At 71.2% G+C, this 23,790-nt stretch carries 20 protein-coding genes; 7 read left to right on the plus strand and 13 right to left on the minus strand.

What is annotated here, in order from left to right:
* Window positions 1–125 precede the first annotated feature (125 nt).
* The 5 genes from IG54_RS0106600 (at window position 126) to IG54_RS0106620 (ending at window position 7,078) form a co-directional block, all read left to right on the plus strand.
* A complete protein-coding gene (locus IG54_RS0106600) occupies window positions 126–2,561 on the plus strand; it encodes a SpoIIE family protein phosphatase (RefSeq protein WP_030778445.1) in 2,436 nt (811 codons plus the stop codon).
* A gap of 76 nt (window positions 2,562–2,637) precedes the next feature.
* Window positions 2,638–3,360, plus strand: coding sequence for a class I SAM-dependent methyltransferase (locus tag IG54_RS0106605; protein WP_030778447.1), 723 nt, complete (start codon window positions 2,638–2,640; stop codon window positions 3,358–3,360).
* A gap of 150 nt (window positions 3,361–3,510) precedes the next feature.
* Window positions 3,511–5,685: an RNA polymerase recycling motor ATPase HelR gene (gene helR / locus IG54_RS0106610; RefSeq protein WP_030778448.1), complete on the plus strand. Its 2,175-nt coding sequence runs from the start codon at window positions 3,511–3,513 to the stop codon at window positions 5,683–5,685.
* Between the two features lie 148 nt (window positions 5,686–5,833).
* Window positions 5,834–6,040: a hypothetical protein gene (locus IG54_RS0106615; protein WP_030778450.1), complete on the plus strand. Its 207-nt coding sequence runs from the start codon at window positions 5,834–5,836 to the stop codon at window positions 6,038–6,040.
* A gap of 126 nt (window positions 6,041–6,166) precedes the next feature.
* On the plus strand, window positions 6,167–7,078 hold the full coding sequence (locus IG54_RS0106620; RefSeq protein ID WP_030778452.1) for a glutaminase: 912 nt from the start codon (window positions 6,167–6,169) through the stop codon (window positions 7,076–7,078).
* A 12-nt stretch (window positions 7,079–7,090) separates the two neighbouring features.
* Here the strand turns inward: IG54_RS0106620 and IG54_RS0106625 are convergent, their stop codons facing one another.
* The 7 genes from IG54_RS0106625 to IG54_RS0106655 form a co-directional block, all read right to left on the minus strand.
* A complete protein-coding gene (locus IG54_RS0106625; protein WP_030778454.1) occupies window positions 7,091–8,263 on the minus strand; it encodes an aldose epimerase family protein in 1,173 nt (390 codons plus the stop codon).
* 32 nt (window positions 8,264–8,295) lie between these two features.
* A complete protein-coding gene (mmsB, locus tag IG54_RS0106630) occupies window positions 8,296–9,528 on the minus strand; it encodes a multiple monosaccharide ABC transporter permease (protein ID WP_030778455.1) in 1,233 nt (410 codons plus the stop codon).
* Between the two features lie 7 nt (window positions 9,529–9,535).
* Window positions 9,536–11,098: a multiple monosaccharide ABC transporter ATP-binding protein gene (gene mmsA, locus IG54_RS0106635; RefSeq protein ID WP_030778457.1), complete on the minus strand. Its 1,563-nt coding sequence runs from the start codon at window positions 11,096–11,098 to the stop codon at window positions 9,536–9,538.
* On the minus strand, window positions 11,095–12,204 hold the full coding sequence (chvE, locus tag IG54_RS0106640) for a multiple monosaccharide ABC transporter substrate-binding protein (protein ID WP_030778460.1): 1,110 nt from the start codon (window positions 12,202–12,204) through the stop codon (window positions 11,095–11,097). The genes mmsA and chvE overlap by 4 nt, the downstream gene beginning before the upstream one ends.
* A 3-nt stretch (window positions 12,205–12,207) precedes the next feature.
* Complete coding sequence (locus IG54_RS0106645; protein ID WP_030778462.1) at window positions 12,208–13,176, minus strand: hypothetical protein; 969 nt, start codon at window positions 13,174–13,176, stop codon at window positions 12,208–12,210.
* Window positions 13,177–13,269: 93 nt separating this feature from the next.
* Window positions 13,270–14,283: a zinc-dependent alcohol dehydrogenase gene (locus tag IG54_RS0106650; protein WP_030778464.1), complete on the minus strand. Its 1,014-nt coding sequence runs from the start codon at window positions 14,281–14,283 to the stop codon at window positions 13,270–13,272.
* The gene (locus IG54_RS0106655) at window positions 14,280–15,446 is read right to left on the minus strand and encodes a mandelate racemase/muconate lactonizing enzyme family protein (protein WP_030778465.1); all 1,167 of its coding nucleotides are present in this window, start codon (window positions 15,444–15,446) and stop codon (window positions 14,280–14,282) included. Before IG54_RS0106655 ends, IG54_RS0106650 begins: the two co-directional genes overlap by 4 nt.
* 240 nt (window positions 15,447–15,686) lie before the next feature.
* Between IG54_RS0106655 and IG54_RS0106660 the strand changes: the two genes are divergently transcribed.
* Together IG54_RS0106660 and IG54_RS0106665 are read left to right on the plus strand one after the other, a co-directional pair.
* Window positions 15,687–16,454 carry an IclR family transcriptional regulator gene (locus IG54_RS0106660; RefSeq protein ID WP_030778467.1) on the plus strand — a complete coding sequence of 256 codons (768 nt, stop codon included), beginning with the start codon at window positions 15,687–15,689 and terminating at the stop codon, window positions 16,452–16,454.
* Window positions 16,455–16,567: 113 nt separating this feature from the next.
* Window positions 16,568–17,404: an SMP-30/gluconolactonase/LRE family protein gene (locus IG54_RS0106665; protein WP_234336022.1), complete on the plus strand. Its 837-nt coding sequence runs from the start codon at window positions 16,568–16,570 to the stop codon at window positions 17,402–17,404.
* Window positions 17,405–17,429: 25 nt separating this feature from the next.
* Here IG54_RS0106665 and IG54_RS0106670 read toward each other — a convergent pair whose 3' ends face one another.
* Genes IG54_RS0106670 through IG54_RS0106695 form a run of 6 tightly spaced genes read right to left on the minus strand, consistent with a single transcriptional unit; the run spans window position 17,430 to window position 23,510 of the window.
* Window positions 17,430–18,425, minus strand: coding sequence for an ABC transporter substrate-binding protein (locus tag IG54_RS0106670; RefSeq protein ID WP_030778473.1), 996 nt, complete (start codon window positions 18,423–18,425; stop codon window positions 17,430–17,432).
* Window positions 18,426–18,462: 37 nt separating this feature from the next.
* On the minus strand, window positions 18,463–19,236 hold the full coding sequence (locus IG54_RS0106675; protein ID WP_030778475.1) for an ABC transporter ATP-binding protein: 774 nt from the start codon (window positions 19,234–19,236) through the stop codon (window positions 18,463–18,465).
* A 1-nt stretch (window position 19,237) separates the two neighbouring features.
* Window positions 19,238–20,290 carry an iron ABC transporter permease gene (locus tag IG54_RS0106680; protein ID WP_199809502.1) on the minus strand — a complete coding sequence of 351 codons (1,053 nt, stop codon included), beginning with the start codon at window positions 20,288–20,290 and terminating at the stop codon, window positions 19,238–19,240.
* A gap of 41 nt (window positions 20,291–20,331) precedes the next feature.
* Window positions 20,332–21,642, minus strand: a complete 1,311-nt coding sequence (locus tag IG54_RS0106685) for an MFS transporter (RefSeq protein ID WP_051819308.1) — start codon at window positions 21,640–21,642, stop codon at window positions 20,332–20,334.
* Window positions 21,639–22,475 carry a Rossmann-like domain-containing protein gene (locus IG54_RS0106690; protein WP_030778482.1) on the minus strand — a complete coding sequence of 279 codons (837 nt, stop codon included), beginning with the start codon at window positions 22,473–22,475 and terminating at the stop codon, window positions 21,639–21,641. Before IG54_RS0106690 ends, IG54_RS0106685 begins: the two co-directional genes overlap by 4 nt.
* Before the next feature lie 42 nt (window positions 22,476–22,517).
* Window positions 22,518–23,510: a pyridoxal-phosphate dependent enzyme gene (locus tag IG54_RS0106695; RefSeq protein WP_030778484.1), complete on the minus strand. Its 993-nt coding sequence runs from the start codon at window positions 23,508–23,510 to the stop codon at window positions 22,518–22,520.
* Window positions 23,511–23,790 lie beyond the last annotated feature (280 nt).

A 23,790-nucleotide genomic window follows, 5' to 3' on the forward strand; every position in this document is an offset into this window, starting at 1 on the left:
GGGCGTACGCCGGGCGATCTCGGCCGGAGGCAATTCCCGCATTGCCCCGCACGGCAACCCGCGCCAGCCGTACGGTGGTTGGTGGCGGATCAGATCTTGCGCCGCCGCGGGAAGGAGCATGAGCCATGGTGCGAGGCACTCCGGACGGGCCGGTGGCGCACAGTGCCGTGGCCGGACGCATTCCCCTGGCCGTGGTCGTCGTCGACGGCGCGGGGCTCGTCTCGCACTGGAGCGTCGGCGCGCGCCGCCTCTTCGGGTACACGAAGGAGGAGGCCGTCGGCCGCCCCGTGGGCGATCTGCTCCCCGTCCACGGCGCGCTCCCCGAGGACCATGAACCCTACGGTGCCTACGACGGCCTCGGACCCGACCTGGAGACCTCCCTCGACCGGCACCTCTCCTACCCCGCCGCGGGCCGCGCGCGGCTGACCGGGCCGGAGCCCGGCGGCACCCGGGCCGACGTGCTCTGGTGGGCGTATCCGCTGATCGGGCCGGGCCCGGAGCGGCTGCTCGTGCTCGCCGCCGACGCCGCCCGGCCGGCCGCGTCCGACAGCGGGGGCGCACGCGGCGAGCAGGTCGAGCGGATCGCTCCCGGTTTCGCCCTGCACACGGACTTTCCCGGCGCGGACGAGCTGGCGGGCAGGCTGCCCGAGATCCTGCCGAGCATGAGCGTGGGCGAAAGCTCCCGCATCGTCGCCCAGATCCTCGAACTGGGCTATCCGGTCCTGGAGTTCAGCCAGCACGACCGAGTGCCCGTCACCCCGGACTGGGGCGTGGCCCGCCGCGCCGAGCGCAAGGCCCGCAGGGAGCGCGCCGAGCGGGCGGCCGTCCACGGACTCCCGGCGTCCGCCTACGCCGGTGCGGACGACGAGGGCGAGGACCTCGAGTACGCGGCGGTGCGCGAGCGCCTGGAGTTCCTCAACGAAGTGAGCGGGCGCATCGGCTCCTCGCTCGATCTGTCGCACACGATCGTGGAGGTCAGCAGGGCGGTCGTGCCGCGGTTCACGGACGTCGCGGGCACGTATCTGCGCGAGCAGGTCGTCGCGGGCGAGGGGTTCCCCGAGGGGCCGCCGGACGAGACCACGCTGTGGCACCGCGTCGCCGTGGAGCACACCGACGAGCCGGGCCGCTGGGACGACGTCGTGCCGGTCGGCGAATCGATGCCCTTCCCCGCGCACACGCCGTTCTTCCAGTGCATGACCTCCGGCGACCCGGTGCTCGTCCCCCGCATCACCGAGGAGATGGGCAACGCCATCGCCGCGCAGTTCGAGAAGCGCGACATCCGCCCGCTGATCAACCACCGCTCGATGCTCGTCGTACCGCTCAAGGCCCGCAATGTGGTCCTCGGCTTCATGATCCTGCTCCGCCACCGGGAGCGGCCCGTCTTCAACGACATGGACCGCGTCACCGGCGCCGAACTGGCCGCCCGCGCGGGCCTCGTGATCGACAACGCCCGCATGTACACCTACCAGGAGAGCGTCGCCGACACCCTCCAGGACAGCATGCTGCCGCACATCCAGCCCCGTATGTCCGGCTGCGACATCGCGACCCGCTATCTGCCGGGCACGCTGCTCGGGCGCGTCGGCGGCGACTGGTTCGACTCCGTGAAGCTGCCCGGCTCCCGCACCGCGCTGGTCGTCGGTGACGTGATGGGCCACGGCCTCAACTCCGCGGCGATGATGGGCCAGATGCGTACGGCGGTGCAGACCATGGCCGCCCTCGACCTGCCGCCCGAACAGCTTCTGCGCAACCTCGACGACCTCGCGCAGCGCCTCGGCGAGCACTATCTGGCGACGTGTCTGTACGCGGTCTACGACCCGATCGCGGGCGAGCTGCACCTCGCCAACGCGGGCCACATCCCGCCCGTCCTGGTCCGCGCCGAGGACGGGCGCAGCGAGCTGCTCGACCTGCCCACCGGCGCGCCCATCGGCGTCGGCGGCGTGCCCTTCGAGTCGGTCCGGGTCCGCGTGGCGCCCGGCGACCGGCTGCTGATGTGCACCGACGGCCTCGTCGAGGTCCGCGGCGAGGACATCGGAGTCGGCCTCGCCACGCTCACCGAGTCCGCCGCGCACCCCGCCGCCTCCATGGACGAGGCCTGCGACACGATCATCCGCGCACTCAACCCCCGCGGTGGCCGCAAGGACGACGTGGCGCTCCTGATGGCCCGGCTCAACGGCATCGCGGCGAAGGACGTCGCGCACTGGCGGCTCGCCGTCGACCCGAGCGAGGTGAGCAGGGCCCGCGAACTGGTCCGTGAGCAGGTGCGGGCCTGGTCCCTCGACGCCCTCGGCGACACCGCCGAGCTGCTCGTCAGCGAGCTGGTCACCAATGCCGTACGCCACTCCCGCAGCACCCGTGTCGACCTGCGCCTGGTGCACGCCGGGGCGCTGCTGTGCGAGGTGGAGGACGACGACAGCGCGCTGCCCACGCTGCTCAGCGCGGGCCCCGGCGACGAGTTCGGGCGCGGCCTGCGGGTCGTCAGCACGCTCGCCAAGGAGTGGGGCACGAGCCGTACCAACTCCGGCAAGACGGTCTGGTTCGAACTGGCCGTGCCCAGAAGGTAGTTCTTTGGGGCGGGGCGCGGTAGACCGATCTTGTCGTCGGCTTCGGCGGCCCTCGTCGCGTCCTGGGGAGCTGGGCATGAGTGTCACGAGTCGGTACAGGCAGGCCTGGGAGTCCTTCTGGCGGGAGGCGCCCGAGGGGCAGGGGGAGGTGTTCTGGGACGCCGATCCCGCCCTCACCGTCGGCCCTCATCTCGCCCTGTTCGAGCCGCACTTGGCCGCGTCCGACCTGCCCGTCGTGGACCTGGGCTGCGGCAACGGCACCCAGACCCGCTTCCTCGCCGACCGCTTCCCGCACGTCCTCGGTCTTGATCTGTCCGCCGCCGCCCTGGTGCACGCCCGGCTCGCGGACCCCGCCGACCAGGCGGAGTTCCGGCAGTTCGACGCCGCGGAGAAGAGCGAGGCGGAGCAACTGCACGCGGAGCTTGGCGATGTGAACGTCTATATGCGCGGCGTGCTCCACCAGTGCGAGCCCGGCGACCGCCAGCCCCTGGCCGACAGCGTCGCGACGCTGATCGGAAAGCGCGGCAGGGCCTTCCTCGTCGAACTGGCCGAGGCCGCCAAGCCCGTCCTGATGGGCCTCGCGCGGGGCCCCGCGGGCCCGCCGCCGAAGCTCGCCCCGGTCTTCGCGCACGGCATCGCGCCCGCGGAGGTGGACGACGAGGCCGTGTCCCGGTATCTCGCCTCGGCGGGCCTGGCCATCCTGGCGTGCGGTGAACTCCCGCTCCTGACGACGGAGTTCACCCCGGAAGGGGCCCGCATAGAACTGCCGTCGAGATGGCTGGTGGCCGGCGCGCGTTAGCGTCCCGAAAGAGTGGGGGCAGGCATCAGTCAGCCACGCCCCTTGCCACTCTCAACATATAGCGCACCGGGGGGCTTGCCGCAAGGCCCCGGTCGTGGGGCAAGATTCGCGGTCCGAAGCCAGGACCTGCGGAAATGGGAGTCCCACTCAGTGCATACGCTTGTATCGGTTGATGGGGAGAGTGCGTTCGACCTTCCCGACGCGCTTTCCGCGAAGGCCGACCCGGCGCTGATCGCCGGTGATGAGCGGCATTTCGCGGCCATCGCGGAGTGTCTGGAGCAGTCGATCGCCGAACTGTCCGACCGGCTTGAGGCCGAGCGCAGGGCGCCCGGTGGCGTCGGCCGCGAGGCGATGGACCGGGACGCGGAGATCCACCGGCTGACCGCGCGGCTGCGCACGCTGCGCCGCTTCGGGCTCGACCTGTGCCTGGGGCGCATCGTCCCCGCGGGCAGTGCCGAGCCCGTGTACATCGGCCGCCTCGGCCTCACCGACAGCACCGGCCGCCGGCTGCTGATCGACTGGCGTTCCCCCGCGGCCGAGCCGTTCTTCGCGGCGACCCACGCCAGCCCCCTGGGACTGGCGAGCCGCCGCAGATACCGCTGGACCCGTGGCCGGATCAACGACTACTGGGACGAGGTGTTCACCGCCGACGGCCTCGAAGGGCACGCGGCGCTCGACGACCAGTCCGCGTTCGTCGCCAGCCTGGGCGGCACCCGGTCGGACCGGATGCGCGATGTGCTCGCCACCATCCAGGCCGACCAGGACGCCATCATCCGGGCGGGCTCCCGCGGCGCCCTCGTCGTCGACGGCGGTCCGGGCACGGGCAAGACCGTCGTCGCCCTGCACCGCGCCGCCCACCTCCTGTACTCCGACCCCCGCCTCGGTCACCGCCGCGGCGGCGTGCTCTTCGTCGGCCCGAGCCGGCCCTACCTCGCCTACGTCGCCGATGTCCTGCCCAGCCTCGGGGAGGAGGGCGTACAGACCTGCGTGCTGCGCGACCTCGTCGCCGAGGGGGCGCAGGCGGCGACCGAGGCCGATCCCGAGGTGGCCCGGCTGAAGGCGACCGCGGAGATGGTGCGGGCGATCGAGCCCGCCGTAGGCATCTACGAGGAGCCGCCCACCAAGGGGATGACGGTCTCCAGCCACTGGTCCGACATCTGGCTGAGCGCCGACGACTGGGCGGCGGCGTTCGAGGCGGTGGAGCCCGGCACCCCGCACAACGAGGCGCGCGACCAGATCCGGGAGGAGCTGGTCACGATCCTGATGGAGAAGGACGACAGCGACGCCCCGCCGCACCTGCTGCGCAAGTCCCTGCTCCAGGACCGGGACTTCATCGGCACCCTCAACCGCGCCTGGCCCATGCTGGAGGCGAGCGACCTCGTCGGGGACCTGTGGACGGTGCCCGCCTATCTGCGCAAGTGCGCGCCCTGGCTGAGCGCGGACGACGTACGCAGGTTGCAGCGCGCGGACGCCCAGGCGTGGACGGTGTCCGACCTGCCGCTCCTGGACGCGGCACGGCAGCGGCTCGGCGACCCCGAGGCCTCCGCGCGCAAGCGGCGGCACGAGGCCTCCGTCGCCGCAGAGCGGGCACGCAGGGCCGACGTCATGGACAGCCTGTTGCAGAACGTGGAGATCGACGAGAGCGAAGGCGCTCTGGGGATGCTGCACGGGCGCGATCTCCAGGACACCCTGATCGACGAGAGCGCGCTGCCCACCGCCGAACCCGACCTGCTCGCAGGCCCGTTCGCGCACATCATCGTGGACGAGGCACAGGAACTGACCGACGCCGAGTGGCAGATGCTGCTGTTGCGCTGCCCGTCCCGCAGCTTCACCATCGTCGGCGACCGCGCCCAGGCCCGGCACGGGTTCACGGAGCCCTGGCGGGAGCGTCTTGAGCGGATCGGGCTCGACCAGATCGACATGGCGTCCCTGAGCGTCAACTACCGCACGCCCGAAGAGGTCATGGCGGAGGCCGAGCCGGTCATCCGGGCGGCGCTCCCGGACGCCAACGTGCCGACCTCCGTGCGCAGCAGCGGTGTTCCCGTCGTGCACGGATCCGCCGCGGACCTGGAGACCGTCCTCGACGACTGGCTCGCCGAGCGCCCCGACGGGATCGCCTGCGTCATCGGCGACCCCGCGTTCCGGGCGAGGCCCCGCGTGCGGTCGCTGACCCCTGAGCTGTCGAAGGGGCTCGAATTCGACCTGGTCGTCCTCGTCGACCCGGAGGCGTTCGGCACGGGCGTCGAAGGGGCGGTCGACCGCTACGTCGCGATGACCCGGGCGACCCAGCGGCTCGTGATCCTCACCGGAGCGGTGCGGCCCTGACCTCAGGTGCTCCGCCCGAACGGGTGTCGTAAGGGCGCCCGGTCGGGTGACGTCGTGGGGTGAGGTCGTGTCGAGCGGGGCGGGGCAGCGGGCGTTTGAGGAATGTCTTTACGTACCGCTGTACCGGAATCTCTGTTCAAGGAGACACATGCGTCGCATTGCGATCACCCTCGCCGCCATCACCGCTGTAGGGTTCCTGTCGGCCGCCCCCGCGGTCGCCGATGACGCCCCGTACAGGGGTGGCTTCACCTACTACAACATCGGTGGTTCCGACGGGCTCACCGCCGCCGACGGCTACCACCACGGTTCGCGCGGCAACGGCATCTCCCACCACCTGAACACGAACAACCGCTGACGACAGCGGTCTGCCTGAAGGCACCGCGGAGCCCCGGCCGGGACATCGGCCGGGGCTCGCGCGTGTGCCGGTGGCGGCGTCTGGCAGGATGAAACGGACGCGTCGTACATGCAGAAAGCTCAGATTGTGGACTACCGGTCCGTTCTCGAAGAAGTCACCGCCTTCGCCCGGCCGCTGGTGGGCCGCGGCCAGCTGGCCCAGTACATCCCGGCGCTCGCGGACGTGGACGCCGAGCGGTTCGGCATCGCGGTCGCCGACGTCAACGGCGATGTGTACGGCGTGGGGGACTGGCAGGAGCCGTTCTCCGTCCAGTCCATCTCCAAGGCCTTCAGCCTCGCGCTCGTCCTCGCGGAGGGCGGCGAGCGGATCTGGGACCGGGTCGGCACGGAGCCGTCCGGCAACCCCTTCAACTCGCTCGTCCAGCTGGAGTACGAGAACGGCATCCCCCGCAACCCCTTCATCAACGCGGGCGCGCTGGTCGTCACGGACCGGTTGCAGAGCCTCACCGGGGACGCCACCACGACCATGCTGGAGTTCCTGCGCGCGGAGAGCGGCAACCCCGACGTCGCCTGCGACCCGGTGGTGGCGGCCTCCGAGGCCGAGCACGGCGACCGCAACGCGGCCCTCGCGCACTTCATGGCGAGCTACGGCAACCTCGACAACCCCGTGGCCACCGTCCTGGAACACTACTTCCGGCAGTGCGCGATCCGGATGAGCTGCCGCGACCTCGCCCTCGCGGGGGCCTTCCTGGCCCGGCACGGGCTGCGCGGCGACGGCACGCGCCTGCTGCCCCCGCGCGAGGCGAAGCAGGTCAACGCGGTCATGCTCACCTGCGGCACGTACGACGCGGCAGGCAGCTTCGCCTACCGCGTCGGCCTGCCGGGCAAGAGCGGCGTGGGCGGCGGCATCGTCGCCGTGGTCCCGGGCCGCTGCACCCTGTGCGTCTGGAGTCCGGGCCTGGACTCGTACGGCAACTCCGTCGCGGGCGTGGCGGCGCTCGACCACTTCACGACGGTGACGGGCTGGTCGGTCTTCTGAATGCCCGCGGCCTCAGCGCGCCGAGAAGCTGTGCACCGTGCTCGACCGGTAGGTGTCGCCGGGGCGCAGCACCGTCGAGGGGAACGACGGCTGGTTCGGTGAGTCGGGGAAGTGCTGGGTCTCCAGGCAGAGGCCGTCGCCCTGGCGGTAGGTGCGGCCCGAGGGGCCGGTCAGGGTGCCGTCCAGGAAGTTGCCCGAGTAGAACTGCACGCCCGGCTCCGTCGTCGCGATCCTCATCGTGCGGCCGGACTCGGGGTCCCGCAGCGTCGCGAAGTGCTCGGGGCGGCCCGTGAGCCCCTTGTCGAGCACCCAGTTGTGGTCGTAGCCCTTGGCGGTCACCAACTGGGGGTGTGCGACGCGGATGTCCGCGCCGACGGTCTTGGCACGCCGGAAGTCGAAGGGCGTGCCCGCGACCCGGGCGAGCGCGCCCGTGGGGATCAAGCCGGCGTCGGTCGGCGTGAAACGCGCGGCTTTCAGGGTCAGTTCATGGCCGTGGACGTCGCCGCTGCCCTCGCCCGCCAGGTTGTAGTACGTGTGGTTGGTGAGGTTCACGACCGTGGCCCTGTCGGTCGTGGCCGCGTAGTCGATCCGCCAGTCGCCGCGCGCGGTGAGGGTGTACGTCACCTTCACGCGCAGCGTCCCCGGGTAGCCCATCTCGCCGTCGGCGCTCACACGGCGCAGGACGAGGCCGACGCCGGTCGGGCCGGTGAACGGTTCCACGTCCCACACCCGCCTGTCGAAGCCCACGGCCCCGCCGTGCAGGCTGTTCTCCCCGTCGTTGACGGAGAGCTGGTGGGTCCTGCCGTCCAGGGTGAAGCGGCCGCGGGCGATGCGGTTGCCGTAGCGGCCGATCAGCGCGCCGAAGAACGTGGTGCCCGCGACGTACCTCTCCAGCGTGTCGTAGCCGAGCGAGACGTTGGTGAACCGGCCCTGGCGGTCCGGGAGTTCGAGGGTTTGGACGATGCCGCCGTAGGACAGGACCCGCATCCTCGTGCCGCCGTTCGCCAGCGTCCATCGGTGCACCTTCGTACCGTCGGCGAGTTTGCCGAAGAACTCCTTCGTGGGGCGCCGCCCCGCGGCCGCGTGCGCGGGTCCCGCGGTGGCCGTGGCGGGCGCGGCGGACACGGTGGCCGCGGTGACTCCGGCGGCGGCCGCGGTGAGTACGGTGCGTCTGCTCGTTTCCATGTACAGCTCCCTGAGAGTGGGTGGGCGAGGGGTTACCGGCCGATCTTGCGCTTGTTCCAGACGTCGAAGCCGACCGCGGCGAGCAGCACGAGCCCCTTGATGACCTGCTGGTAGTCCGTGCCGATGCCGACGAGCGACATGCCGTTGTTGAGGACGCCGAGGACCAGTCCGCCGACCACCGCGCCCATCACCGTGCCGACACCGCCGCTCATCGACGCGCCGCCGATGAACGAGGCCGCGATCGCCTCCAGTTCGAAGTTGAGGCCGGCCTGCGGTGTGCCCGCGTTGAGCCGGGCGGCGTACACGCAGCCCGCGAGCGCCGCGAGGACGCCCATGTTGACGAAGACCAGGAAGGTGACCCGCTTGTCCTTGACACCGGAGAGCTTCGCGGCGGCCTTGTTGCCGCCGAGCGCGTACACGTGACGGCCCACGACGGCGTTGCGCATGACGTACCCGAGGGTGATGAGCAGCCCGCACATGATGAGCATGACGACCGGCACGCCGTGGAAGCTGGCGAGCGTCAGCGTGAACGCCACCACCGCGGCCGTCGTCGCCACACACTTGGCCACCCACAGGCCGGCCGGCAGGACGTCGAGGTCGAACGCCAACTGCCGCTTGCGGCCCCGCCATTCACGGAAGAGCAGGAAGGCGATGGTGACGAGGCCGAGCAGCAGGGTGGGGTTGTGGTACTGCGTGTACGGGCCCATCTCCGGGATGAAGCCCTTGGCTATGTTCTGGAAGCCGTCGGGGAAGGGGGCCAGCGACTGGCCCTCCAGGACGATCTGCGTGAGGCCGCGGAAGAGCAGCATGCCGGCCAGCGTCACGATGAACGACGGGATGCCGACGTACGCGATGAAGAAGCCCTGCCAGGCTCCCGCGACCGCGCCGATCAGCAGGGACAGGACGAGGGCGAGCACCCACGGCATGTCGTGCTTGACCATCATCACCGCCGACATGGCGCCCACGAACGCCACCAGCGAGCCGACGGACAGATCGATATGGCCCGCGATGATGACGATCATCATGCCGATGGCCAGGATGAGGATGTAGCCGTTCTGCTGGATCAGATTGGAGACGTTGTTCGGCAGCAGCAGCGTGCCGTCGGTCCAGATCTGGAACAGGACGACGATGAACGCCAGGGCGATGAGCATGCCGTACTGGCGCATGTTGGAGCGCATGCTGTCGAGCAGCAGCGCACCGGCCGAGCGTGCGGCGGGCCGTGGCGCGGGGGACGGGTCCCGTGGGGGAGTGGTCGTGGTGGTCATGGCGGCCTCAGCTCTTGCTTCTGGTCGTGGTCATATGGCGCATCAGGACTTCCTGGGTGGCCTCCGCGCGCGTGACCTCGCCGGTCAGGCGGCCCTCGGCCATCGTGTAGATCCGGTCGCACATCCCGAGCAGCTCGGGCAGCTCCGAGGAGATGAGAAGGACCGCCTTGCCCTGCGCCGCGAGTCTGTCGATGACGGTGTAGATCTCGTACTTGGCGCCCACGTCGATGCCGCGCGTCGGCTCGTCGAGGATCAGCACCTCGGGGTCGGCGTGGATCCACTTGCTCAGGACGACCTTCTGCTGATTGCCGCCCGACAGTCGGCCCACCTGCTCGTAGACGGTGGGCGTCTTGATGTTCATCGACGTGCGGTAGCGCTCCGAGACCTGGCGCTCGTGATGCTCGTCGACCACACCGCGCCGTCGCATCCCCGGCAGGGAGGCCAGCGAGACATTGCGGTTGATGTTGTCGATGAGGTTCAGGCCGTAGCGCTTGCGGTCCTCGGTGACGTACGCGATGCCGGCGTCGACCGCCGCCGGGACCGTCCTGGTGACCACGGGCCGGCCGTTCACCGCCACGGTCCCGGAGACGTACTGTCCGTAGGAGCGCCCGAACACGGACATCGCCAGCTCTGTGCGGCCCGCGCCCATCAGGCCCGCGATGCCGACGATCTCGCCGCGCCGCACGGTCAGCGACACGTCGTCGACGACCGTGCGCTGGTGGTCGACCGGGTGGCGCACGGTCCAGTTGGCCACCCGCAGGGCCGGTTCAGCGGCGTCGGCGCCGTCGTACGGGGTGCGGTCGGGGAAGCGGTGGTCGAGGTCGCGCCCGACCATGCCCCGGATGATGCGGTCCTCCGACAACACCGCCTCCGTCGACAGAGTCTGACGTACGGTCAGTGATTCGATGGACTGCCCGTCGCGCAGGATGGTCACCGCGTCGGCGATCTGCCGGATCTCGTTCAGTTTGTGCGAGATGATGATGCTCGCGATGCCCTGCCCCCGCAGCTCCACGATCAGATCGAGCAGCTTCGCGCTGTCGTCGTCGTTGAGCGCGGCCGTCGGCTCGTCGAGGATCAGCAGCCTCACCTCCTTCGACAGGGCCTTGGCGATCTCCACCAGCTGCTGTTGGCCGACGCCGATGTCGCAGACCGGCGTCTGCGGCCTCTCGCGCAGACCCACCCGCTTGAGCAGGGCACTCGCCCGGCGCAGGGTGTCGTTCCAGTCGATGATGCCGCGCCTGGCCTGTTCGTTGCCGAGGAAGATGTTCTCCGCGATCGACAAGTACGGGACCAGCGCCAGCTCCTGATGGATGATCACGATGCCCCGGCGTTCGCCGGCGCGGATGTCCTTGAAGGTCATCGGCTCGCCCTCGAAGAGGATCTCGCCGTCGTAACTGCCGTGCGGGTGCACGCCGCTGAGGACCTTCATCAGCGTCGACTTCCCGGCGCCGTTCTCGCCGCAGATCGCGTGGATCTCCCCGGGCCGCACGGTCAGACTCACCTCGGAGAGCGCCCTGACGCCGGGGAAGGTCTTGGTGATCCCGCGCATCTCCAGAATGGGCGCGCTCACCGGAGCTGCCCCGCCGTGAAGTACCCCTCGTCCACCAGGAGCCTCGTGTTGGACTTGTCGACGCTCACCGGCTTCAGGAGGAAGGACGGCACGGTCTTCTCGCCGTTGTGGTAGTCCGTGGTGTTGTTGACCTGGACCTTCTTGCCGTTCAGGACCGCGTCGCCCATCTTCACCGTCTGCGCGGCCAGCTTCCGCGTGTCCTTGAAGACGGTCTGCGTCTGCTCACCGCGGATGATCGACTTCACCGACGCCAGCTCGGCGTCCTGCCCGGTGATGACCGGCAGCGGCTCGCTCCTCGACCCGTACCCCGCGCTCTTCAGCGCGGAGATGATGCCGAGGGAGATCCCGTCGTAGGGTGAGAGGACGGCGTCCACGCGCTTGTCGCCGTAGCTCTTGCTGATCAGGTCGTCCATGCGCTTCTGCGCGGTGCCGCCGTCCCACTTCAGCGTCGTGGCCTGCGTCAGCCGTGTCTGCTTGCTGCGCACGACGAGCTGCCCGCTGTCGAGGTACGGCTTCAGCACCTTCATGGCGCCGTTCCAGAAGTACTTGGTGTTGTTGTCGTCCGGGTCCCCCGCGAACAGTTCGATGGAGCGCGGCTCTTCCCCGCTCCCGCCGGGCTTGCCGAGCTTCAGTTTGTCGACGAGGTACTGCCCTTGGAGCCGCCCGACCCGTTCGTTGTCGAACGACGCGTAGTAGTCGACGTTCTTCGTGCCGAGGATGAGCCGGTCGTACGAGATCACGGGGATGCCCGCGTCCTTCGCCCGCTTCAGTACGTCGGTGAGCGCGGAGCCGTTGATCGCGGCCACCACGAGGAGCCGGTGGCCCTTCGTGATCATGTTCTCGATCTGGGCGACCTGGTTCTCCACCTTGTCGTCGCCGTACTGGAGGTCGGTCTCGTAACCGGCCTTCTTGAACTGCGAGGCCATGTTCTTGCCGTCGGCTATCCACCGCTCCGAGGACTTGGTGGGCATGGCGAGGCCGATCGTGCCGCCCTTGCCGTCGTCCGGTTTGTAGCGGCTGCCGCCCTTGGCCTCCTGACCGCAGGCCGACAGCGAGACGGCGAGCAGCGCGGCGGTGACGGTGATGCCGAGAGTGCGGGTGCGCATGGGTCAGTCCCCTTCCGGGACGGCGAAGCGGCGCAGCTCACCCGGCAGCCGCGCACCGAGCGGTGACATGCCGCCTTCCGCGCCGTGCCGGGCCAGCAGATCCAGGGTGAGGCGGCCACGCCTGACCCGTTCCCGGGCCGTGGCGAGCGCATGGTCGCGCACCTGGGCGCCGTAGGGGTAGATGCCGGTGGCCTTCGAGAGGCCGAACTTCACGTACAGCGGGGCGCCGCGCCGGATCAGCTCGGCGACCTCGTACATCCGGACGTACCCGCCGAGGTCGTCGGGCGCCTCGACGTACATGTCCATGGGGGCCCGGCTGACCCGGCGGATCTCGGTGAGATGGGCGGGGCTCAGATCGGACGGCACATTGAGGGAGTCGGCGCCAAGACGCTCGTACACCTCGTACGAGGCCGGGTTGACCGGGCCGGTCAGCGCGGACAGCTTGAACGTGGTGTCCGGGGGGAGCACCCCGGCGGCGCGGAGCCTGTGCAGGGACCACAGCACGCCCTCGTCGGCGACGAGCAGGCACTTCACCCCGAGCCCGGTGGCGCGTACGGCGTCCTCGACGCAGCCCGCGAGAGCGTCGTGCCCACGGGCGCGCGGGCCCGCGCCACCGGAGTCGGTGCGGGTGGCACCGCCGATGTCCCAGGTGCCGCGCGGCCCGGTGAACAGGCACAGCTCGATGTCGCGTGCGGCGCACGAATCCACCATCTCGGTGATCTCGACGTCGGTGAGCATCCAGACGCCGCTGCCCTGACTGATCCGGTGGACGGGCACGTCGAGGCGCGCGCTCTCCTTCAGGACGACGGCAAGGGCCTCGGGCCCCTCGACCGAGGGGATCTCGGTACGCCAGGTACCGCCGTCGGGAAACGTGTGCGGGGAGGCGTCGGCCGGATCGACGGCGGGCACGGGGTGCCCGATCCGGGCGAGGGCGTCGGCGCCGGGGCGCCGGGGGGCTGACGGGGCGGTCACGGTACTCCAATGTTCGATATATCGAATGCTGTTCGCCTGGTGGGGCGTGCCTGAGTGGGGCGTACGTGAGTGGGGCGTACGTGAGCGAGATGCTCAAGGCACCACAAGCACCTTCCCGACCTTCGGATCGCCTCCGCCCACGAGGGCGACGGCCTCCCCGAACCGCTCCAGTGGAAACTCGTGCGTGATCAGCGGCGCCGGGTCGAGCAGGCCGAGGCCGAAGGCCCGTACCGCGTCCGACCAGGCCGAGGACGACGCCCCGAAGACGGACCGCACCTCCAGCTGGCTCAGCGACAGATGTACGGGGTCGATGCCGACCGCCCCCGGCGCGAACATCCCGGTGAGCACGACCCGTCCGCCCCGGCGGGCGAGCAGACACGACGAGGCGGCGCTGGTCGCCGCGCCCGCCGTCTCCACGACCAGGTCGAAGCCGCCCTGGGCGGCCCGGGCCTCGTCGGGCGAGAGCGCGTCCGTGGCGCCGAACTCCCGCGCCCGCTCCCCGCGGGCCCCGCGCGGATCGACGACGGCCAGCTCGGCCGGGGAGGACGCGGAGAGCAGCTGCACCGCCAGCATCCCGAGGGTGCCCGCGCCGACCACCGCGACCCGCTCACCGGGGCGCGGGCGGCCCGCCCGGACGGCGGCCGCGATCACCGCGGCCGGTTCGAGCAGGGCGGCGGCGCGCAGGTCCGCGTCGTCGGCCAGCGGATGCAACAGCCGGGCGGGGACGGTCAGATGGTCGGCGAAGGCGCCCGGCTCGGTGAACCCGGTCTCGGCGTAGCCACCGGTGCACAGGCTGGTCTCCCCGCACCGGCAGCGCTCGCAGAGGCCGCACGACCGGAACCCCTCGGCGACGGTCCTGCGGCCGACGAGCGCGGGGTCGACGCCCGCGCCCACCGCCGTCACGGTCCCGGACCACTCGTGTCCGGGCGTCACCGGGTAGCGGACGTAGGCGGCGTCGCGATGACCGTCGTACACCTCACGGTCGCTCATACAGATCCCGGCGGCGGCCACCTGGACGAGGACCTCGCCGGGGCCCGGCACCGGGACGTCGCCGGTGACCAGCCGGTGCTCGCCCGGCCGGTCCACCACGATCGCGCGGCCGCTCACTTCTCGGCCCCGCCGGGCGAACGCTTCTCCCAGCCCTCGGCCCACAGGTCGAACCGGGCCTGCTGCTGGGGGAATTCGGCGGCCGCGTCGATGTCCAGCTCGACACCGAGGCCGGGAGCGTGCGACAGCTCGAAGCAGCCGGTCTCCGGATCGACCTGCGGCGCGCCCCTGACGATCTTCTTGATGTCGGCGTCCGCGAAGTCGTTGAAGTGCTCAAGGACCTTGAAGTTCGGTGCGGTGAAACCGACTTGGAGCGATGCCGCGGTCAGCACGGGGCCACCCACGTTGTGCGGGGCGACCAGCATGTAGTGGGTCTCGGCGGTGGCCGCGAGCTTGCGGGTCTCCCAGATGCCGCCGATGTGACCGACGTCGGGCTGGATGATGTCCACTGCCTGGCTCTCGAACAGCTCCCGGAACTCGATCCGGTCGTGGATGCGCTCGCCGGTCGCCACGGGCATGTCCACCTTCGCGGCCACCTTCTCCAGGGCCTTGAGGTTCTCCGGCGGCACCGGCTCCTCCAGCCAGGCGGGGCGGAACGGCGCGAGGTCGCGGGCGAGGCGGACCGCCGTGGAGGGCGAGAACCGGCCGTGCATCTCCAGCATCAGCTCGGCGTCCGGCCCGATCGCGTCGCGCACGGCCTCGATCAACGAGACGGCGTACAGGCTCTGTTCGTGGTCGAGTTCGTAGTGCCCGGTGCCGAACGGGTCGATCTTCAGCGCGCGGTAGCCGCGCTCCATGACCCCCTGGGCGGCCTTGTGGTACGCCTCCGGGGTGCGCTCGGTGGTGTACCAGCCGTTCGCGTACGCCTTGACGCGGTCGGTGACCTTGCCGCCGAGCAGCTGCCAGACGGGGACGCCCAGTGCCTTGCCCTTGATGTCCCAGCAGGCCGTCTCGATGACCGCGATGCCCGACATCACGATCTCGCCGGCCCGGCCGTAGTCGCCGTACTTCATCCTGCGGACGAGGTCCTCGACCGCGAACGGGTCGGACCCGGCGATGTGGTTGGCCTCCGCCTCACGGAGGTAGCCGATGAGTGCGTCGGTGTGGCCGAGCATGCGGGTCTCACCGATGCCGGTCAGGCCCTCGTCGGTGTGCACCTGGACGTAGGTGAGATTACGCCAGGGCGTGCCGACCACATGTGTGCTGATTCCCGTGATGCGCAAGGCGGTTGCCCCTTGGTTTGTTCGGTATTTCGTCACACGTTCGAAATGGTGGCGTGACGGTATTCACGGTGGCCGGAACGTGTCAATGGGTCGCGCGCAACGGTCTTGGGGCGGCGGTGGGGCGGTGCGCGGGTCATCCGGGTCCGGGCTGCCATTGCGTGGCGAACGGCCCCACGCCTAACCTGTGTTCGTCATATCGGTCGGCGGCCGAAATCTCGGACGCACAGGGTGGGAGGCCTCATGGGACGACTGGTTCCCGCGGTGACCAGGTCGCTGGACATACTCGAACTGTTCCTGGAGGGGGACGGGACGCTCTCCGCACCCGAGGTGACCCGCAGGCTTCAGCTGCCGCGCACCACCGTGCACGAGCTGCTCACCACTCTGGCGGCCCGCTCGTATCTCGTCCAGATCCCGGACCAGCCGGGCCGCTACCGCCTCGGTGTGCGCACCTACCAGCTCGGCAGCCGCTACGCCGAGCAGCTGGACCTCGCCGCGGAGGGCCAGCAGGTGGCCCGCGAGGTCGCCGAGACCTGCGACGAGACCGTCCACGTCGCCATCCTGGAGGACACCGACGTCATCTACATCGCCAAGGTGGACTCCACCCACGCGGTGCGCATGGTCTCCGCGGCGGGCCGCAGGCTCCCCGCGCACTGCACCTCGGTCGGCAAGATGCTGCTCGCCTCGCTGCCGCTGCCCGAGCTGGAAGCCCGCCTGAAAGGCAGGGAGTTCACCGCCATGACCCCCGCCAGCATCACCGACCCGGACGAACTCGTCGCCGCCCTCGCGGCCGTCCGCGAACGGGGTGTCGCGGTCGAGCACCGGGAGTCCAACCCGGACGTCAGCTGTGTGGCCGCGCCCGTGCGGGACAGCGCGGGCCGGGTCGTCGCGGCGCTCTCCATCTCCGTGCCGATGATCCGCTGGAGCGAGGAGCGCGAGCGGGAGCTGGCCGAGTTGGCCGCCAAGGGCGCGGGCGACCTGTCGGCCCGCCTCGGCCACCGGGGCGCGTGATGAGGGCCGCTTCCGGGAGGGGAATCGCGTCCGGGAGGAGGGCCGCTCCCGGGAGGAGGGCCGCGCCGGCCAGGGGCGCCGGGCGGGCGAGGCGAGCCGCGTACGAGGTGGCGGTGCGGGAGCAGGCGCGGCTCGGCGAGGGCCCCACCTGGGACGCGGCCACCGGACGCCTCATCTGGGTCGACATCCTCGCCTCCCGCGTCCACACGTACGACCCCGCCGACGGCCGCCGCACGGTCATGGCCACCGAACAGCACGTCGGCGCCGCGAAGCCCCGCGCGGGCGGCGGCCTGGTGGTCAACCTCCGTGACGGCGTCGGCCTGTACGGTCCCGGCGGCTCGCCCTTCTCCTGGCTGGTGCGCGACCCCGTGCCGGGGCGGCGCGGCAACGACGCCGCCGTCGCTCCCGACGGCGCCCTCTGGGCGGGCACCATGCGCTACGACGAGGCGCCGGGCGGCGGCGGCCTCACCCGCGTCGCCCCCGACGGCACCGCCACCGAGCAGTCCGGGCCGCTCGGCGACGTCGCCGTCAGCAACGGCACGGGCTGGAGCCCCGACGGGCGGCTCATGTACTACGCCGACAGCCCGACGCGCCGCGTCGACGTCCTCGACTTCGACGGGCGGCACGCGCGCGGTCGGCGCCCGTTCGTGGTGATCGAGGAAGGTGCGGGGGACCCCGACGGGCTGACCGTGGACGCGGACGGCTGCGTCTGGGTCGCCCTCTGGAACGGCGGAGCCGTCCGCCGGTACACCCCCGCGGGACGGCTCGACCTGACCGTCGAACTCCCCGTACCCCGCCCCACGGCCTGCGCCTTCGGCGGCCCCGGCCTGCGTGACCTCTACATCACCACGGCCCGCGCCGGCCAGGAGCGCCCGCACCCGCTGGCGGGGTCGGTGCTCGTGCTGCCGGACGCGGGCCGTGGACTGCCGGGCACGCCCTTCGCGGGCTGAGCCGCGACAGGGACGGACCACCGGGTCAGCGCTTCAGCTCCCGCAGGTACTTCCCGAACTTCTCCAGACCGTCGATGTTGCGGGGCCCGCTGATGCCCTCGTTGTAGTCGAGGACGAAGAAGTTGTTCTTCCTGACCGCGGGAAGCTCCTTGGTGTGCGGGGACTTCTTCAGGAACTCGATCTTCTTCTTCGCGGGTTGGTCGCCGTAGTCGAAGATGATGACGACCTCGGGCTCGGCCTTGGTGACGGCCTCCCAGTTGACCTGCGTCCACCGCGCGTCGAGCTGGTCGAAGACGTTCCTGCCGCCCGCGGTCTTGATGATGTCGTTCGGCGGTACCTGGCTGCCCGCCGTGAAGGGCTGGTCGGTCCCGGAGTCGTAGAGGAAGACCGGCACCGGCTTGCCGCCCGGCGCCTTCTCCGCGACGGCCGCCACCCGCTTCTTCAGGTCCCCGACGACCTCGTCGGCCTTCTTCTCGACACGGAAGATCCTCCCGAGTCGTTCCAGGTCGCTGTAGAGCGCCTTGAACGGCGTCACCTTCTGCGGGTGCCCGGGGTAGTTGAAGCAGCTCTCCGTGTGCATGAAGCTCTGGATGCCGAGCTTGTCGAGGATCTTCGGGGTGATGCCGCGCTGGTCGCTGAAGCCGGAGTTCCAGCCCGCGACGACGAAGTCGGACTTGGCCTCGACGACGATCTCCTTGTTGAGCAGGTCGTCGCTGAGCATCTTCACCTTGGCGTACTCCGACGCCCAGGGCGACTCGCTCACCGGCGGGTTGGCGGGCGGCATCACGTACCCGTGGACGTGCTCGGTCAGGCCGAGGCTGAACAGCTTGTCGGCGCTGCCGCCCTCGTACGCCACGGCGCGCTGGGGCACCTTGTACGGGACGGACTCGCCGCATCTCTTGACGGTGACCTTCTCGGACGCCTTCGCGGCGCCGTCCGAGTCGACGTCGGCGCCGCAGCCGGCGAGCAGCAGTGTGGCCGCGAGCGCGGAGCCCACGGCGAGGGAACGGGTGGGGGACATGGGGTGGCAGTGCCTTTCGAAGAGGGTGGTACGGCGGTCAGAGCGCGGGGTGCAGCGCGTACAGCAGCTGGGGGTCGCCGGTGAGCGGATGCGGGACGACGGTCGCCTTCACACCGAACACATCGGCCATGAGCTGTTCGGTGAGGACGTCCTCGGGGGTTCCCGAGGCCACCAGGCGGCCCTGGGACAGCACGCCGATCCGGTCGCAGGCCGCCGCTGCGAGGTTGAGGTCGTGCAGCACGACGAGGACGGTGAGCCCCGCGCCGCGCAGATGCGACAGGACCTCGATCTGGTGGCGTACGTCGAGGTGGTTGGTCGGCTCGTCGAGGACGAGCACACCGGGCTCCTGGACGAGGGCGCGGGCGAGCAGCACGCGCTGGCGCTCCCCGCCCGACAGGGTCAGAACGCCCCGCTTGGCCAGGTGCCGGATGTCGAGCCGCTCCATCGCCCGTGCGCACAGCTCGCGTTCGCGGGCGCTCAGCGCCTGGTTGCCGCGCTGGTGCGGCGCCCGGCCGAGCGCGACGACCTCCTCGACGGTGAAGTCGAGGTCGACGGCGCCGTCCTGTGTCATGGCGGCGATCAGCTGAGCGCTGCGGCGCATCGGCAGGCCGGTGACGTCGTCGCCGCCGACCCGGACGGTGCCTCGGGCAGGGCGCAGCGCGCGGTAGACACAGCGCAGCGCGGTCGACTTCCCGCTGCCGTTCGGGCCGACGAGGCCGACGACCTCACCGCCGCCCACGTCGAGCGACAGCTCCTCCACGAGACTCTTGCCGTCGATGACGACCCCGAGCCCCTCGATGCGCAGATCCATCTCAACGCCCCCCGAACACATAGCCCTTGCGGCGCATCAGCGCGATGAACACCGGCACCCCGACGAGCGCGGTGATGACACCCAGCGGCAGCTCGCGCGGCGCGACGACCGTGCGGGACAACAGATCGACCCAGACCATGAAGACCGCGCCGACGAGCGGGGCGACGGCGAGGACACGGGCGTGCCCCGCACCGACCACCATGCGCACCAGGTGCGGCATGACGAGCCCCACGAAGCTGATGGCGCCGCTCACCGCCACCATCACGCCGGTGATCAGCGAGACGAGCACGAGCAGGGACCTGCGGTGCCGGTCGGGGGCGAGGCCGAGGCTCGCCGCGGTCTCGTCGCCGAGCGCCAGCACGTCCAGCGCCCGCCCGTGCCGGTACAGCACGGCGAGTCCGACGAGCACGGCCGCGGCGACGACGGGCAGCGCGCCCCAACTGGCCGCGCCGAAGCTGCCCATGGTCCAGTACAGGACCATGCTGGTCGCTTCGCTGTCCGGCGCGAAGTAGATGATCACGCTCATCACGGCCTGGAAGCCCAGCGACATGGCCACGCCGGTCAGGACGAGCCGCAGCGGCGAGAGCACGCCCCGGCTGGAGGAGGCGGCGTACACGAGGAACGACGCGACGACCGCCCCGATGAACGCCCCGGCCGACACCGCGTAGACGCCGAGCGCGGCAAGGCCTCCGGTGACCGTCACGCCGACCGCGCCCACCGACGCCCCGGAGGAGACGCCGAGGACGAAGGGGTCGGCGAGGGCGTTGCGCACCATCGCCTGGATGGCGACACCGACCGCGCTCAGCCCCGCCCCCACCAGCGCGGCGAGCAGCACGCGGGGCGTGCGGATCTGCCAGATGATCTGGTACGTCGTGATCTCGTCCGCGCCGATCCGCCCCCCGGTGAGCGCCGCCCACAGATAGCGGGCCGTCTCGGCGGGCGTCACGAGGGCGGCGCCGAGCCCGATGGCCACGACGACGGAGGCGAGAAGGACGAGGAAGAGCGCGACGCACGTCAGGACCAGGGCCCTCGGCGAGGCGAGCCGGTCCCGCACGGCGGCCCGGGCCCGGGGAGGCGCCGCCTCCGCGACAGTGCTCACGACGCCTCGACCTCCGTATCCCTGTCATCCCTGTCGTCCCTGTCGTCCCTGTCGTTCCGAAGCCGCGCGCGCAGCACCAGGGCGGCCGCGCCGAGCGCCGCGACGACGAGGGCGCCGAACACGACGGCGACGCCCGGGTAGCCGGCGAGACCGAGGCCCGCCCCGCCGAGCGCCGCGCCGACGAACACGCCGAGGCTCTGCCCCGCGGCGTTCAGGCTCAGCGCCGAGCCGCGCAGCGACGTACCGCAGCGCCGCACGATGAGGCTCACCACGCACGCGGCGACGATCGCGTGGCTCGCCGCGTGCAGCGCGGTCATGGCCAGGGCGAGCGGCAGCCAGTGGGTGAAGTAGAAGCCGACGACGGAGATGAGGGCGGCGACCAGGCCGACGGCGAGCATCCGCTCCGTGGACAGGCGCGGCGCGGCGGAGTTGGTGACGCGGCCGGTGAGCAGATTGCTGACGAAGAACGCAGCGCCGCTCAGCGTCCATACGAAGGCGAAGACCCCGGCGTCGAGGTCGAACCGCTCCTCGTAGAACGCCGCGAGATACGCCAGGTAGCCCATGAACACCGCGGTGCGCAGGAAGCCGATCAGCAGCAGCGGCACCACACCGCGGACCGCCGCGAGTGCCTTGAACGAGGCGAGGTAGCCGAGGCGCGGCTCGGCGGGCGCGGCGCCCGAGGCCGCCTCCCGCCGCTTCTCGCGCCGGGCGACGAAGACCACCGCGAGCAGCAGCGCCACCGCCGTCACACCGAACAGGTCGCCCTGCCAGCCCCAGAACAGTGCGGGCAGCGCGATGACCGGCGCGGCGAGCATCGCGGTCATCGACTGGGTGGCGGTGACCAGTGTCGCCGCGCGCCCCGCGGCCTTGCCGGTGCCGAAGCGGTCGGCGGCCGCGGCCGTCAGCGCGGGGTTCAGGACGGCCGTACTCGCGCCGATGAGCAGGCAGAACACAGCGAGCAGGACGAAGTCGCCGCTGGCGCCGAGCGCCGCCGAGAGTCCGAGCGCGGCGAGCGCGCCCGCCGCCGCCCACTCCTTGGGCACCCGGTCGATCAGCGGGGCCAGCGCGGTGCCCACCAGGAGCGCGGCGAGACCGCCGAGTCCGCGCAGGCCGCCCATCGCGGCGACGCCGCTGCCCGCCTCGTCGGCGATCGGTACGAGGTAGGTGCTGAACACGGTGAAGGGGAGCAGGCCGACCGCGGAGGCGAGGAGGACGGGCCACAGGGCGCGGGCCATGCGCAGATCGCCCGGCACCGCTTCCTCTTCCTCCGCGATGTCACGGGTGTCCTTGGTGGCATCGACGCTCACGCCGCGGCTCCGTCCGTGAGGGCGGCCCGGTAGCGGTACATCGGCGTGGCGTCGGCGCTGAACTGGGAGAACGTGAACGGCTCCGCGTTCAGGCCGGTGACGCCCGCACCGAGGAAGGCACGGGCCACGGCGCTGCCGCTCTGGGCGTAGACGGTCAGCGGCACCTGGTGCTCGACGCAGTGCTGGAGGATCAGGTCGAAGGTGCCGTTGCTGAGCGTCATGCCGGTGGCGACCACCGCGTCGGCCTGGGCGAGTACTTCGGTCATGTCGTCGGTGACGGGGTCGCCCCACGCGGTCGTCCGCAGGTTGAGATCGCAGGGCAGACAGACGCCGCCCCGCTCCCGTATCGCCGCGACGAGCGGGTTGACCACGCCGATCAGGGCGACCTTGGCGCCGGGCGCGATGTCGAGGAGCCCCGCCACGGCGGCGTCCCGGGCCTCGGCGCGGACCTCGGGGGTGCCGGTGGGCAGCATGACGCGCTCGGCGTCGTCGGCGTCGCGGTGCGGTCGCACCCGGGAGAGGTAGGCGTCGAGGGCGGCGGTGCGCACGGGCGCGCACTCGTCACGCAGGAGCTTGTCCAGGGAGTGGCCGGAGGCGTTCTCGCAGAATTCCGGGGCGAGTTCACCCGCCTCGAAGGAGCAGGCGCCGAACGAGTCGCCGACGCGCAGCAGCAGATAGTGGTTGTGGTACGTGACGTCGCCGCCGGCCAGCCGGGTGGTGTTGTAGAGCCAGAACGCGCTGGTGACGGTCAGCTCGGCCGGGTCGGGGCCGTGGGCGCCCGCCAGGACGGCCTCGGTCAGCTCCGCGACGGTGTGGGGTGTGGGGTGTGACATGTGGGTTCTCTCTGGGATCGCCGGGGTGGGGCAGCGGGTGGTTCAGGAGGTGACGGGAGGCCAGGCCGTGGTGGACCAGGGGTGCTTGAGCTGGTCGAGCGAGGTGATCTCGTGCGGCTTCAACGTGTCGATGTCCAGGGCCTGTTGGTGCCGGGCGTAGGCGCTCTCGACGTAGCGGTGGCCGGTGTCGGCGGCGATGAAGACGTACGTACGCGTGCCGTCCCGGCGCCGCTCCCACAGCGCGCTCAGATACGAGGCGCCCGCCGAGAGCCCGGCGAAGATGCCGCTGGTGCGCAGCAGCGAGACCGCTCCGGAGACGGCGTGCTCGAAGTTCACCCAGTGCACGCGGTCGTACAGCTCGTGCCGGACGTTCTGGAACGCGATGGCGCTGCCGATCCCGGCGATGATCATGTCCGGGTCCGCGACGTGCTCGGAGCCGAAGGTGACGCTGCCGAAGGGCTGGACGCCGATGAGCGTCACGTCCCGCCCGGCCTCGCGCAGATAGGTGCCGAGGGCGCCGGTCGAGGCCCCCGACCCCACGCCGCCGAGGAGCGTGAGGGGGCCCGCGGGCACGTCCTTGTCGATCGACTCGGCAACCTCGCGGTAACCGTAGTAGTGGATGGCGTCGTGGTACTGCCGCATCCAGTGGTACGAGGGGTTGGCGGCCAGGATCTCGGCGATGCGGCGCACCCTCAACTCCTGGTCGAGGCGCAGGTTCTTGGAGGGCGCGACCTGCTCCAGCGTGGCGCCGAGTATCTCCAGCTGCACGCGTGTCGAACGGTCCACCGTCGTCGAGCCGACGATGTGGCACTTCATGCCGTAGCGGTGACAGGCGAGGGCCAGGGCCTGGGCGTAGATGCCGCTGGAGCTGTCGATGAGGGTGCCGCCGGGCTCGACGGCGCCCGTTTCCAGGAGATGGCGGACGGCTCCGAGGGCCGAGTAGATCTTCATGGTCTCGAACCGGAGGCAGGCCAGATCCGGTTCGAGGGATATGAGATCGGGTTTCTTCACCGCTTCGGCGATATGGGCGTGCATGACGAAGACCCCCCGTAGGGACGTGAGAGCAGGAGAGGCCGGGGGGCGTGCGGGTCCCCGGGACGCCGAGAGCATCACACTAGATGAAAATGATTGTCAAGACCGAGTAAGCTCGGCACACTGATCCGGGCGGGGTGCCGAGCCGTGTGCGCCCCGCCGTGTCGAGAGGAGTCGCGTGAAGCTGTCCCAGGAGGCCGGAGCGAGGGCTCGCCCGCCGCGGCAGGCGCCGCGGAGAGGGCGCGGGGCGGGGGCGGCGGCCGGCACCGGCACGGGGGTGGGC

This window comes from Streptomyces sp. NRRL S-920, assembly GCF_000717945.1.
Lineage (GTDB): Bacteria > Actinomycetota > Actinomycetes > Streptomycetales > Streptomycetaceae > Streptomyces > Streptomyces alboniger.